Source organism: Bradyrhizobium australafricanum (genome assembly GCF_020329495.1).
In the GTDB taxonomy this organism is placed as follows: Bacteria; Pseudomonadota; Alphaproteobacteria; order Rhizobiales; family Xanthobacteraceae; genus Bradyrhizobium; species Bradyrhizobium australafricanum.
Genome location: NZ_JAGKJL010000011.1, coordinates 40,419 through 52,889 on the forward strand (window position 1 = coordinate 40,419; position 12,471 = coordinate 52,889).

General features: G+C 60.2%; 13 protein-coding genes. 8 read left to right on the forward strand and 5 right to left on the reverse strand.

Translation table 11 applies throughout. From position 1 onward, the window contains the following. Positions 1 to 317: 317 nt before the first annotated feature. Entirely contained in the window at positions 318 to 1,850 is a 1,533-nt protein-coding gene (locus J6525_RS12250) for a porin (RefSeq protein WP_225158933.1), read from the reverse strand. 454 nt (positions 1,851 to 2,304) lie between these two features. On the opposite strand from J6525_RS12250, the gene J6525_RS12255 reads away from it, so the two are divergent. From J6525_RS12255 to J6525_RS12270, 4 genes are all read left to right on the forward strand, one after another. Beyond that, positions 2,305 to 2,817, forward strand: a complete 513-nt coding sequence (locus J6525_RS12255; RefSeq protein ID WP_076834347.1) for a MarR family winged helix-turn-helix transcriptional regulator — start codon at positions 2,305 to 2,307, stop codon at positions 2,815 to 2,817. 1,054 nt (positions 2,818 to 3,871) lie between these two features. Continuing rightward, a complete protein-coding gene (locus tag J6525_RS12260; protein WP_225644662.1) occupies positions 3,872 to 5,179 on the forward strand; it encodes a site-specific integrase in 1,308 nt (435 codons plus the stop codon). Between the two features lie 129 nt (positions 5,180 to 5,308). Further along, a complete protein-coding gene (locus J6525_RS12265) occupies positions 5,309 to 5,839 on the forward strand; it encodes a hypothetical protein (protein ID WP_225644664.1) in 531 nt (176 codons plus the stop codon). Positions 5,840 to 6,086: 247 nt separating this feature from the next. Next, positions 6,087 to 6,530 carry a hypothetical protein gene (locus J6525_RS12270; protein ID WP_225644667.1) on the forward strand — a complete coding sequence of 148 codons (444 nt, stop codon included), beginning with the start codon at positions 6,087 to 6,089 and terminating at the stop codon, positions 6,528 to 6,530. 88 nt (positions 6,531 to 6,618) lie between these two features. On the opposite strand, the gene J6525_RS12275 is transcribed toward J6525_RS12270, so the two are convergent. Further along, a complete protein-coding gene (locus J6525_RS12275) occupies positions 6,619 to 7,086 on the reverse strand; it encodes a hypothetical protein (protein WP_225644669.1) in 468 nt (155 codons plus the stop codon). Positions 7,087 to 7,313: 227 nt separating this feature from the next. On the opposite strand from J6525_RS12275, the gene J6525_RS12280 reads away from it, so the two are divergent. The 4 genes from J6525_RS12280 to J6525_RS12295 all read left to right on the forward strand — a co-directional run bounded on the left by J6525_RS12280 (position 7,314) and on the right by J6525_RS12295 (position 9,610). Next, positions 7,314 to 7,727 (forward strand): hypothetical protein, encoded by a 414-nt coding sequence (locus tag J6525_RS12280; RefSeq protein ID WP_225644843.1) that lies wholly within the window; start codon positions 7,314 to 7,316, stop codon positions 7,725 to 7,727. A gap of 8 nt (positions 7,728 to 7,735) precedes the next feature. Then, complete coding sequence (locus J6525_RS12285; protein WP_225644671.1) at positions 7,736 to 8,197, forward strand: hypothetical protein; 462 nt, start codon at positions 7,736 to 7,738, stop codon at positions 8,195 to 8,197. 11 nt (positions 8,198 to 8,208) lie between these two features. Continuing rightward, the gene (locus J6525_RS12290; RefSeq protein ID WP_225644673.1) at positions 8,209 to 8,871 is read left to right on the forward strand and encodes an SOS response-associated peptidase; all 663 of its coding nucleotides are present in this window, start codon (positions 8,209 to 8,211) and stop codon (positions 8,869 to 8,871) included. Between the two features lie 73 nt (positions 8,872 to 8,944). After that, positions 8,945 to 9,610, forward strand: a complete 666-nt coding sequence (locus J6525_RS12295; RefSeq protein ID WP_225644674.1) for a hypothetical protein — start codon at positions 8,945 to 8,947, stop codon at positions 9,608 to 9,610. On the opposite strand, the gene J6525_RS12300 is transcribed toward J6525_RS12295, so the two are convergent. The 3 genes from J6525_RS12300 to J6525_RS12310 all read right to left on the reverse strand — a co-directional run bounded on the left by J6525_RS12300 (position 9,607) and on the right by J6525_RS12310 (position 12,330). Continuing rightward, entirely contained in the window at positions 9,607 to 10,365 is a 759-nt protein-coding gene (locus tag J6525_RS12300; RefSeq protein ID WP_225644676.1) for a DUF5131 family protein, read from the reverse strand. The two genes, J6525_RS12295 and J6525_RS12300, sit on opposite strands and share 4 nt — an antisense overlap. Beyond that, positions 10,365 to 11,204, reverse strand: a complete 840-nt coding sequence (gene tcmP, locus J6525_RS12305; RefSeq protein WP_225644678.1) for a three-Cys-motif partner protein TcmP — start codon at positions 11,202 to 11,204, stop codon at positions 10,365 to 10,367. The genes J6525_RS12300 and tcmP overlap by 1 nt, the downstream gene beginning before the upstream one ends. Positions 11,205 to 11,340: 136 nt before the next feature. After that, positions 11,341 to 12,330: a WYL domain-containing protein gene (locus J6525_RS12310; protein ID WP_225644680.1), complete on the reverse strand. Its 990-nt coding sequence runs from the start codon at positions 12,328 to 12,330 to the stop codon at positions 11,341 to 11,343. Positions 12,331 to 12,471: the final 141 nt, after the last annotated feature.

The window sequence follows — 12,471 nt, forward strand, 5'->3', positions numbered from 1 at the left end:
AAGGCGACGGCAACCCGCGCCACCATCGTCAACGCCGGCTCGGCCCTTGAATCAAAAACCTCCGGCAGGGCATTGCCGGAGGTTTGGGAGGCTTAGCAGCTAGCTAAGAGCCATCATTCAATGTGTTGGCCGTGGCGTATATAGTTTAGTAGATCAGGTAAGTAAATAAGTCTGCGGCGAATGAATCGCATGGCTCGTCTTCGTCGTTCGCGTGGACCGAATTGACGCAGCGCAGCTCTCCTTAGAATCTTTCGCAAAGAAAAACCCCGGCAGTTGCCTGCCGGGGTTCTGTTGGATCGTGATCAGATCAACCGGAATTACCAGTTGCGCTGAGCGCGGAAGAGCATCTGGACAGTGTCCTGATCCTTCAGCTCGTAGGTCGCAGTCGGCTTGCCGATAGCAGTCGACGACGTGGTGATGATACCGGCATACTTCTGATCGAGGTGCGAGTAGGTCACGTCGGCCGAGAAGGTCAGGTTCTTGACCGGGGTCCAACGGGTGATCACGCCGATCTGCGCGATGTTGTAGTCGGGGTTGCAGGCGGTCACGCCAGCGCCGCCAGCGAATGCGGCACGGAACGAACCACCGACGCCACCAACGCCGCAGATGAGCGACTTAGCCGCATCGTTGTACGAAACAGCGGCGAACGCACCGTACAAGCTGGTGTTCCAGTAGGGATCCCAGTTGTGGGTGTACGCACCGCGCATACCCCAGGTCTTGATGGACTGCTGCTGACCGCCGGGGCCGAACACCGTGTCGGGTGCCGTACCGAAGCCAACGCTGCCATAGACGCCCGGCAGGCTCGAACCGCCGAAGATGGCGATCGCGCCGGCCTGGCTGGCCAGTTCCTGGATGTTGTAACGGGTCGCACCGTCGGTGTAGACGCCCTGGATGTTGATGGTGTCGCCGGGTCCGGTCGGGATGTTCTTGATCGACAGGGCCAACGCACCAGCCCAACCCCACTTGTCGTCGGGATGACCGGTCAACTCGGTGCCGCCGTAGTAGGCAGCGTGGTTGTCATGCGCGGCGACCGACGCCTGGAAGATACCCCAAGCCTGGTCGACCTTGAGCGAAGCGACGAAGTCCGGAGCGATCGTGCCGGCGTAGTCGCTGGAGCCGTAAGCACCACCGACGCTGAGGTTGTTCACGCCAGCCTGCATGTAGGCAACCTGGTCCTGCGCCGACAGAGCCAGCGACACGCCGTTGCCGAACTGCGCGGTGTAGGTGAACTGGTTGATGCCGTTGGTGGTGTTCACGCCACCGACGAGTGCGTCGTAGTTGTTGCCCGGATAACCGTTCCAGGGGGCAGCGAACTGCGAAACCGCCTTACCCATCGTGAAGCCGGCGAACTGGATGAAGGCGTAGTAGACGCCGACCGTACCGGCAGCCACGTTGCCCGAACCAGCGTTGTTCGGCGCGGAAGACGAGCCGATCGCCGAGTACACGGTCGAGCCGTTGCCCTGGCCGGCATAGGTGTCGGAGGTCCAGGTGAACACCGCATCGAAATAGGTGCGGACCACGCCGTATTCGGTCGCGGTGCGCGTATCGATGTTGAAGTCTTCACGCGAACGCCAGGTGTAGCCGTTCGTGAAACGGTTGTTGGCACCGCTGGCGCCGTTGTAGTTCGCGCCGTACACGCTGTTGCCGTTCACCACGACGTCAGCACGCACATAGCCGCCCAGCTTGATGCAGGTGTCGGTGCCGGGGATGTAGTAGAAGCCCGGACCGTAAAGCGAGCAAACCTTCACGTACTCGACCGCTTTGGCCTTGACGGGAAGATCGGCCGCCTGTGCCCCGCCGACCGCGACCAGCGCAGCCGTCGAGCCCAGGATAAGGCTCTTCAAATTCATATTAAACCTCCAAGTTGCTCATATGCGGAGAGTCCGAGGCCGCGAGCGCCCCGTGATCCTCCCGCATTGTCCAAGACCGTTTTCCCCAAACCCCGCACCCTCAGATCAATCTGTGGTGTGCGACGGACTTGAACGATCACCGCAACGGGACGATCGAGATTCCCCTACCGCCGGGTTCAATATGCATTGGCGAGTTCGCCAATCAAAATAGTTTATAAAGTCAGGAATGCGAATGCGGCCACACTGTGTCTCGCCGGCAACGCTGCCTGTAAGCCCTTTGCCTACCTGAGAAAACTTGTCACATCCCAAATAGTCCAACTGTCACACGACCATCATAATTACTTTACGTTCACTTGCGTTCGTTGGCGGCTTGCGGGAAAAAACCTACTGCAGCGCGGAAAACAAGAAATAAATCAGCACAAAGCTGAGTCGGCGCCCGAGGGAAGAGGAAGCTGTGTCAGTGACAAGGAAGGATTCGACGCGCCAGCGCGCCATCGAACATCTCGACATCATCAAGCGGTTCACGCTCGAGATTTCGGCCATCAACTCGCATCTGGAGCGCGTCCGTCAGTTCTGGGGCAAGTCGCTTGGCGTCAGCGGTCCGCAATGGATGATTCTCATCGCGATCTCGGATCTCGACAAGGATGACGGCGTGCCGATCAACGTGGTGTCGAAGCTGCTGCACGTTGATCCGTCGTTCGTGACCACGCAGTCCAAGCTGCTCGAACAGAAGGAACTGCTGCGGCGCGCACCCTCCCCGGCCGATGCGCGCGTGGTCCGGCTGTCGCTGACCGACAAGACCAAAAAACACCTCGCGGGCCTCGCCGAACAGCACAAGGCGTTCAAGAAAACCGTGTTCGAGGAGTTCAGCGAGGCTGAGCTGGCCGAGTTCACGGCCAAGCTTTCGATGCTCACCAACCGCCTGGAAAAGGCCTGCCTGATTGTTGCGATGGAAGCCGAGGCCTGAGGCGACCGGCTCTGCAGCGGACGGGACGACTGGCAACCGGCACGATCGCGCCGCTCACCTCGCGAAGCGTTGGAAGCGGAGACTTATCGGTGTCCGCGCCCCGGCGACTGGAACGCCAGGAAAGCGAGAACGCTCAGCAGCGCAGCCCAGACCAGGAAGTGTTCAGCAATCATGTTGGCCCCCCATTTGCCCCTCAATGGAAAGCATGAAACGGGCCAAGCCGCGGTCGATTCGTGAACGGGCCATGGAAAAGGAGCCCCGGCGCTGACGGCCGGGGCGCCGCGAAACCAACCTGGCAGTGTAACTATCTGGACTTGGTCGAGCTGCCTCCGGTCATCCCGCTGCCCGAGCCCGTCGTCTGACCAGGGGCGTAGCCAGAGGCTCCTGGGCTCCCGGCTTTCGATCCTCGTGCCTGCATCTCGTGCCCGGGTGCATAGCCCGAAGCGCCGTGACTGCCCTTCTTGGAGCCCTTCTTTTGCATCTCGTGTCCAGGTGATTTGCTCGAAACGCCCTGTGCAAAAGCAACCGGGGTGGAAGCGATCAGGCATGCCGCGGAAAGGACGATGATTGCGTGCTTCATTTTGTCCTCCAAAATGCGCCCCGCAACTAACCGCCTGAAATCAGTGACGTTCCATGAACGCTTGTTCATCGACACGACAGCCGCCGGTGCGATCGGCTAGGTGCTGCCTCTTCAACGAGCGTTTGCTCGATATTGACGGCAGCGTGTTGGCTTCCGCGCATAGCTTTCCGTGATTGGCAACAACATTGGCAACCAATCGCAAGCCGGCGGCGCGCGACGCGCGTCCGCTTCAAACCGCACCGAACGAATTTTGAGAAAATGGTCGGAGCGAGAGGATTTGAACCTCCGACCCCTAGTCTCCCAGTTTGATTTTCCGGTCTTCCGTCGCATTCACGCGCTTTCTTCCTCTGTCAACACTCTCGAATAATCCCTTGTTCTCAGAAGGTTATTCGATTACCCGAATTGACGGGCATTCCGCTCGCTTCCTCTCGCCGTGCTTACACGGTGCTTACACGGGGAATTTAGGGGGCAAAGATGGCGCGATTGACGAAGACCTTCGTCGACGGACTAGGGCAGCGCGACCGGACCTTCATCGAATGGGATGACGACCTTCCCGGCTTCGGCATTCGCGTGACGACGACCGGCGCGAAGTCGTGGGTCGTGCAGTACCGCGCCACCGGCGGCGGCCGCGGCGCCCCGACCCGGCGCATGACGCTGGGGTCGCTCGCCACGCTGACCAGTGAGAAAGCCCGCGGGGGCGCCAAGGATATCTTGGCGACCGTTCGATTGGGGGGCGATCCTGCCAACGATATCGCCAAGGGCCGCGAAGCGCCGACCATCAAGGAATTGTCGCCGAAGTTCCTGCGAGCCGACGCCAAGGTCGGCCGCAAGGCGTCGACGCTCGCGCTGTACAGCCTCTACTTCAAGGTTCACATCCTGCCCGCGATCGGTGGCAAGCGGGCTAAGGACGTCACCGAAGCCGAAATCCGGAAGCTACATCGCCAGATCGGGATCGACGCCGACAAGCCGTCAACCGCGAACCGCGTCGTCGCCACGCTGTCGGGCTTCTTCGCATGGGGCATCAAGGCCCGGGAGATTGACCGGACTGACAACCCGGCCCGCACGATCGATCTGTTCAAGGAAACCTCCCGGGAGCGTTACCTGACGACCGAAGAACTGGCACGTTTGGGTACGGCGCTGCGCGAAGCCGAAACGGTCGGCCTTCCCCACCTTGTCGACGAAACCAAGCCAACGGCAAAACATGCCCGCAAGCCCGAGAACCGCCGGACGATCATTGATCCGCACTCCGCGGCGGCAATTCGCCTGCTGATCCTGACCGGCGCCCGGCTCCGGGAAATCCTGCACTTGCGCTGGACCAGCGTCGACCTTGAACGCGGCATGCTGTTCTTGGACGACAGCAAGACCGGCCGGAAGCCGATCGTCCTGAACGCGCCGGCTGTGCAAATCCTGACTGCCCTGCCCCGCGTCGGTCAGTTCGTGATCGCCGGTCGATCCGCCGGGACTGAGGAAGAAGCGCCCCGGTCCGATCTTCATCGGCCGTGGCGCGCTATCACCAAGCGGGCCGACCTTCAGGGTCTTCGAATTCACGATCTGCGGCACACCCATGCGAGCGTCGGAGCCGGCGCTGGCGTCGGCCTGCCAATCATCGGCGCCATACTGGGCCACGCCGACGCGGCCACGACGGCGAAATACGCGCATCTGGCGAACGACCCGGTCCGGCGCGCGTCGGAGCGCATTGGCGGCGACATCGCCGCTGCGATGGGCGAAGCGCCGCCGGCTCCTGACAACGACGTCATCGTCCCGATAAGGGCGCGCCAATGACCATGGCGCCTGCAGGTCCATCACGTCCCTATCAACCAAAGGATTGCACCACTTCTGGGGAAAACGTTCCCGGGAGCATGCCCGGCCCACGACGAGGCGAGTAATGTCGTCTCTACAACTGGGGGCGTCATGAGCATACCGGACTACGTATACACCGCGGGCGCAATGGCGTTCGGCGGCCTTGGAATTGGAGCCTTCGCCGTCCGGCGCGGGCGCAGCTTCCTCTGGTGGCTGCTGTTCGGTGCCATGGTCCCCATCGTTGCGCTTCCGTGGCTGCTGCTCACCAAGTCCGACCGCCAGCCAAGCGATCCGCCGCCTGCCGGGATGCTCCCCTTAGCAATCATGTCTGGCATCGCGTTCGTCGCCCTGATCGGAATTCAATTCGCTTCCGCGCCAGCAACGATACCGACCTGCGATGGCTACTTCGCCCAATCCGATCTGAAGAACGTCGTCGCCAATTCGCCGGCAGGTAAGGCTGCCGGTCTGGCGATCGTAACTTTGACCGACATAAACGAGGTGAGCAAAACAAGCAGCGAAATTCGCTGCACCGCAACGTCCCGACTGAACAACGCCAGTGTCGTTTCGATGAACTACCGCTTCTTCATTGAAAGCGGCAAACTGCTTGTCGAGGCTCGCTGGTCTCCCGTCTCAGGCGGTTGACCGCAACATGCGTTTCGCAAGGAATTCGCCGTGGTGACCAGCGATCGTTTTCCCTATGAAGCCTCGCGATGGTCAGCAGGGCGGCCCGAGCAGGCCGAGAGATGACGACGCCGGATAGTTCGTCGAACCGCTGGGTTCAAAGGCTCTGTTCGGTCCCGGCCGGCGACGGCCGTTCCCTAGACGTATCCAACGAGGCCCCGCCGACGCCCATGAACGTGATCCAACAAACGCCCTGGGGCTTCAGCTGATGGATCGCCTAGCCGGAAAGCAAACGCCGCGTCGCCGCTTCCGCGGCCCGCGGCTGCCCGTCGATCCGCTCAACCTATCGCTGACCCAAGCCGCGACGCGACAGGTCGATGCAGCAATTGATGCCCTCGAACGCGGCAAGTTCGATATTGCCCTAACGCTCGCCGGCGCGGCCGAAGGGATGATCGAGCGCGAGGGCAATCATCTGTTCGCCGGCTTACGGGACAATCCGCGCGCTGAAGAGAGATTTGCAAAAAAGAAGGACTGGATCACGCTGCTCAACCGAGAACGCGACTGGTTGAAGCACGGCGGCGACAACGAGATGCAAATCGAGTGCTTCGACGCTGCCATGATGATCGCGCGGGCGGCGTCGAAGCTGGAGGTCTGGACGCCGAAGATAGAAGACTTCCGCGCCTGGTTCCTGAAGAGCTTAGACGCCTTTTGAGCCTCGCGGGCGTTTGACCTGCGTCCGTGGTTTTGCTCGGCGATGGTGTGCGCGGCGCCAATCCTCTAGCGGCCGACCTTGCCGGCCGTCACTTCATCAAAATTCCTCGTGACCGAAACGTTTGCTCGGCAATATCAAATGCGCGCTGAACCTCAGAACACGAAGCGCCCTTGCCAGCGCGCTGCATGCTCACGCCCTCCTTTATGACATCGTCCGCCAGCTGCAGGGTATCCCTATCGGCCCTCAAGGCTCGCAATACGGCGGTGGACGAGGCAACCAGTCGGACCACTCTCTCTTGATCTACGCCGCAAGCAGCGGCCTGCCCCATCATGGTGCGAGCCATGACCGTGGCTTTAATCGGACCCTCACTCAACCGAGAGTACCTTATTGCGGCGTCCGTAAAGCTGGCAGTGTATTCCGTGGCGTTCACAGAAGCCGGATGGCTACTGCCGTATATGCTGATCGACAGGATCACAATGATCACAATCAGAACAGAGCAGGTGATGGCAAATAGCCACTGGCTCATCCCTCGCCGTTCAGTGGCCTCGCTCGACACTCTCGTTCTCCCGCTTTTTGTTTCGCCTTCTAGTTGATGACGGAACAATCAACCGCGCAAGGGAGAAAACGGGCTATCCTTAAGGGCAATGCCCGGGCCTAGCCCGGGCATCTCCGGGAGAGGCGCGGACGGACACGAGGCTTGACGGATCGATAGCCTGGTCGTCCGATCATGCCCCAAGGTATAGCGGCTTGCCTCACACGCCCGATCCGCCCATCCTTGCGGCCATGGGCAGCAAATCGCGAGAAAGCATCTACGGCGGCGCCGTTCGGGCCAAAGCTGAGCGCGCGGCGGACGCGCGTAGAGCCGCAGATCGGCTGGCCTGCGAAGCGTGGACAGCTCGCATGCTTGCGTTCCAGGGGCCGGCGCAGCCGTCCCCTGCCCTGGGTGACGCGCTGAACGCCGGCTATCGCTACCTCGAAGTGAAGTGCTTGGGTTGCGATACCCATCAGACCGTGGCGCTCGATATCGTTCGGCGGCCGAAGACAACGCCGATCCATGAGTTGGAGCGATACATGCGGTGCAAGCAGTGCTCCGAGCAGCGCGGCTATCCATTCAAGCGCAGCCATCTGATCGCACTGCGCGCGACCAAGATTTCAGCTGACGATCCACGATCGACATGGTGGCCCGGAGAAAGGTGATCCCGAAGATGACCGGAAGCACGCTATATCTCGTCCTCACAGAGGACGAGCATGCAATGCTCGGTGAGTTGGTAGAGATTATGGGCTTGATCGAAAGCGTCCTGTTTTCATCAGCAAATCGCGTCGACCCTGTCGCTTCAAAAAAGATACGGAACGCGACGGCCGGTGGCCAAGGTCAACTTTGGGCGACTGCCATAAAAGGCCGAGTAGCTGATCCTCAGATCGCAGCGACCGTGCCCCAAGCGGAACGAGAACTAAGACAACTCGCCGAAGATCGAAACGACTTCATTCACGCGCTATTTGAAAATGATTATGTCGAAAGGGGATACATGGAGCCCGGAATTCAAACCACGTCTGCAACGCGAAGCAAGACAGGCGTGGCGAGGCCCACAAGCGATCTGGAACGCATCCGTAGCCGAGCGGAAGCAGTGTTCTGCCTGATCGACCAAATTGCGCGTTCAGTCAGATAGGCGCACCCAGCGTGTGCAATCTCTATTCGATAACCACGAACCAAGCCGCCATCGCCGCCCTCTTCCGCGTCGTCAATCGCTACGTCGGCAACCTGCCCGCAATGCCCGGCGTCTTTCCGGACTATCCTGCCCCCGTTGTTCGCAATACCGACGCCGGGACCGAACTCGCGCTGATGCGCTGGGGCATGCCGCCGCCGCCACGCACGGGCGGGCCGCCGGTGACGAACATCCGCAACACGTCATCACCGCACTGGCGAGGCTGGCTGAAGCCTGAAAATCGCTGCCTTGTGCCGTTCAACAGCTTCGCCGAATACGCTCCGGAGCCAGACCCTGAGACGAAGAAAAAGGACGTCGTTTGGTTTGCGTTGAACGACGACCGGCCGCTGACGGCTTTCGCCGGCATCTGGACCGTGTTTAAGGGCGACCGCGGCACCAAGTCGAAGCCTATTGCCGGCCCTCATGACGTCTACGGTTTCCTAACGACGGCGCCGAACGCCGTCGTCGAACCGATCCATCCCAAGGCCATGCCGGCCATTCTGACGACCGACGAAGAACGCGACGTGTGGATGCGCGCGCCCTGGGATGAAGCAAAGGCACTTCAACGCCCGTTGGCCGATGAAATGCTCAAGATCGTGATGCGCGGCACCGAGAAGGAAGATCGCGTCGTGGCCTAAAGTGCAGAATGCTCCATCTGCAACCTAATGATGCTAAGCTCCATCCTTTGGGGAATATTTGGGGGCTTGGTTGATGGCAAAGGGTACGTTGCTTGGCATTGGGATTGGCGCGGTCGCAGTTAGCTTCTTTGCCGGGTATTTTGCGGCTGCGCCCTTGCGCGGCGGTCTGATCATCGCGTTACAGCCCATCTTGACGACACCCTCGTCAGCGGCTGCGCTAATTGCGGCGCTTGTCGCGCTGATCGTTGGGCTCGTTAGCCCGATCATCACGTACAAGATGGGCTCGAAACAGGCAGCTATCGCAAAAACCGCTGCCGATGCCGCCATGATGACAGCTAAACAGGCCGGGACCAGAGCACTCGCCAACGTTCGCCTTGAGTGGCTCAAATCGTTGCGCGACAGCCTATCGGAATATCACTCGATCCTGATGAGTTGGGAAGATGATGACCCTGCCAAGACCGACGCCGACTACCGGAGGCTTTCATATCTCGGGACGCAGCTCGATCTGTTGCTGAACCAGAGGAAGAAATATCAACAAGCGCTTTGGCAAGTGAGTGACGACATTCTCAAATTAGACACTCAGAATGAACGACAGGCGCAAGACGAGCGGCTGGTCACCGCCGCGCGAGAGGTGCTTGATTTCCATTGGCGGAAGATCAAGGCCGAAATAGTTGGCAGCAAACCCTTGCAAGAACCCCCATACGAACGCCCTACGCAAAGCGCGGATGCCGGACACTAACCGAACTGCAGTTCTCGCGCGCGCGGCATCTCGTCAAACGTGCGCCCACGATAGTGCCGCCCTGTACTCTTCTTACGGACGCCGCCCCACTGCTTGAAGAAAAACGCCGTCTTTGCGGCTCGGCAGGCGACCTCGATCTCTCTGACCCATTCCTCGGACATCGGCCGAGAGCGCGGGCCGCTTTCGCCGCCGACGATTGCCCAATGAATTCCGGATAGATCGGCCTGCGCGACCGAGCCGAGCAGCGGCTCAAAGGAAACGAACCGTACCGAGGCGTTGACGCGCCGAAGATCGTCAATGCGTCCAATATAGTCACCGTTCTCGACGCTCGTCCCGAGCCAGACGTTGTGCAGCACGGGCAGCGGAACCGTGATGTCCGCCATCCGGTCTGGCCGCTTCGTCAGGATTTGGAATGTGTGCTGCGGCGTGGCCTGCATCGCGGTCCAAACGGCTGCGACGAATTCCGCAGGCACTGCCTCGTGGAATAGGTCCGACATTGAATTCACGAAAATCCGTCGCGGCTTTTTCCATCGTGCCGGTATCCCGAGCGCCTCGCGATCAAGCCTGATTTTTCCGGTCCAGACCGCACGCTTGCCGCTCTTGCGGGTCAGGGAGCGATACTTTTTCACGCCCATCGCATCGAGCCGAGCCGCCATGCGCATCGCGTAGCAATTGGTGCAGCCCGGTGAGATCACCGTACAGCCAGCGACGGGGTTCCAAGTCGCGTCCGTCCATTCGATTGAAGTGTCGGCCATCAGAAATCCATCGTGGTTTGTTTCATGGGATCGCGGATCGCGTCCCAGAGCTTTTGCGCAAGACTGTGCGCGCTCACGAACACTAGCCAATAGAGCCGCTGCCTTTTCGAGCCGACGATCAGTTCGACGCCCTTGGCGGGCATTGTACCAAGCTTTCTAATCTCGCCCAACCAATACTCCATGAGCGCCGCGCGAAACGAATTGATTGACTGCTTCGTGTCGACGTGATCGTACCATCCGGGTGCGAAGCGGTCGAAGACATCGCCGGGCCTGCTGTAGTCGTCAAGGTTGCGCTGCAGGTCCTGCACGCTGACGTGAATGAGCATGTCGACGCGCTGGAGCCTTGCAAGCTTCTTGATGATCTCGAACGACAGGCCATCGAGATTGAAGGGGTCCAAAAAAGCGAAATGAAGCCCCGCCGGGTTGATCGCGGCGATGATCCGATCGACGGCGATCTCTGCTGGCTCGCTGTAGGTGGCTGGAATGACGCCGAGCGCCCGAAGTCGCTGGTCGACAGCGGCCGTCATCGCCGGGTCGCTGTCGTTGAGGTGCATCGCCGTGAACGGGACGTCGCTTGTCAGTGCCGCGCTATGTGCCACCAGGGGGCTGCCATCGATAATGCGCGAAGTGTCCCGAATGAGCGAGCGGCCTGGCCCCGAGAACAGTTCGATATAGCTCGCCCCGCCGCGCCAGTTTGGCGGCGGCACATACAGGGCGCGTGCCTTACTCGCGATCTCAATATATCGCTGCACCCTTGCGTGCTTCTCAGACGCCCATTCTCCGACCTCGGAGACGACCAAACCATCGGCCGGGTCTAAAATTGTTGGCTTCTTGGCCACCGGACATAATCCCCAAAATCGGTACTACATCACATCGCCACAACTTATGGGTTAACGGGGAACCGGAAGCGCCGGAAGCTCATTTAATAGGCGGCGGCCGAAGCGGCCGACCGTGATATTGTGGGCAACCTGCCTGCTACTCCGAAGCCTTCATTGCCTTTCGCAAGCGATCGAGTGCGGACTGTTCCGTCGGATTTATTGATCCGTCGACGGACGCTAAACGTTCGGCACAATCCAACACGAGCTTTCCGTAGGCTGGATCAGTTTTAACTGCTCTGATCGCCGTCTTAAACGTGCTTTCCGGCACAGCAAGCCCGCGCGCAATATCGGTCATGGCCTTGGTCAACTCTGCATCTGAGCTGTAGCCGCGAGTTGCGAGCCGGGCTTCAACAAACGAGCCCTCGATATTTGCTTCATCTTCAGTCCTGACGCCGTCAGCCAGTGCGATATACGCGAGAATGCGCAGGCCAGCGATGCAGTCAGTTCTGGCATTGTACGCTAGCTGCTTTCGCGCCAGAGCGGCTTCCCGGTTGCGCTTCACTTGTTCGGCTGCCGCCTGCTCAGCTGCGTGCTGATCCGCAAGGAACCTCTCGAAATAGGCGATGGGATCGGAGATTTGCGTACCGGTTCGCATTTCACAAAGATTGGTCATGCGGTCGGGGCGGAACGTACGCATTGCTTCGCGAAGCGTGCAATAGCCGCGCACGTAGAGGGCTCCGTACTCCTCCCAGCATTTCGAGCACAACAGCATCCGACGGCTAGGATTGTCAGATGCATCACGGTAACCGAACGACACCAAGGCCCCTTCAACATGATCGGACGCGGTTTGAGGATGGATCGTGACCATTTCGCCAGTGTCTTCGTCCAGCGCGTCGTGGACGCCGTCCGTGAGCAGCTTGCGCCAGGGCTCCTGCTCACTCCCATGCCAATTGGCGTTACCGGTCGACCGGTGCTCGTTGCCAAGCCTCGATGTCGCCGCGATCGCTTGCTGCACCTCTGCGTAATCATTATCGAGCGCCGCAGATCGCTGTCGTTCCTGAACCGCAGCCGCCTTGCTTCGATTGTTGACGATGGCGTACGCCACCACTCCAACGCCCACTAGCATCAAAAGAATGATTAGGTTCATACCCGCCTCCGCCCGACGGGAAGCCTACCAAGTGCTCGCCCTAAAGGGGAGTGCTGCCTTAGGCTGAGGTTTGATCTGGACAGAAGGCTCAGCGCTATGTTGCTCCGGGGCAGCAACCTGACGGGGCGGTGAAATTCCCGC